Annotated in this window: 1 protein-coding gene; it reads left to right on the forward strand. The window is 29.6% G+C overall.

What is annotated here, in order from left to right; translation table 11 throughout:
- The coding region (locus tag PNO30_RS01525; RefSeq protein ID WP_271986896.1) for a transposase at positions 1-497 on the forward strand (497 nt) is incomplete at both ends.

Consider the following 497-nt stretch of genomic DNA (forward strand, 5'->3'; position numbering starts at 1 on the left):
ATAGAAACAGATGCTGCATTTAGATGGTTTTTAGGGATACCATTTTCTAAACCAGTTCCACACTACTCTACATTTTCACAAAACTATATTCGACGATTCCAAGGAACTGATGTATTCGAACAAATATTTATAAATATAGTGAACCAAGCAATTGATAAAAAATTAGTTGGAGGCACTGAGTTTTTTACTGATTCAACACATATAAAAGCTAACGCAAATAAAAAGAAATTCAAAGTTGAAGTAACTACAAAAATAAAAAAAAGAAAATTAGATTTAGAAAAAGAAATAAACGAAGAGAGAGAAAAAATAGGAAAAAAGCCTTTTGAATATAAAGAAAAAGAAGAACTAAAAAGACAACGAGTTAACACAACTGATCCGGATAGCGGTTATTATCACAGAGATCATAAAGAAGAAGGTTTTATGTATTTAGACCATAGAACAGTAGATGGGAAAAATAATATAATCATGGATTGTCACATAACTCCAGGAAACGTTCA

The organism is Gemella haemolysans, from assembly GCF_028308085.1.
GTDB lineage: Bacteria > Bacillota > Bacilli > Staphylococcales > Gemellaceae > Gemella > Gemella haemolysans_D.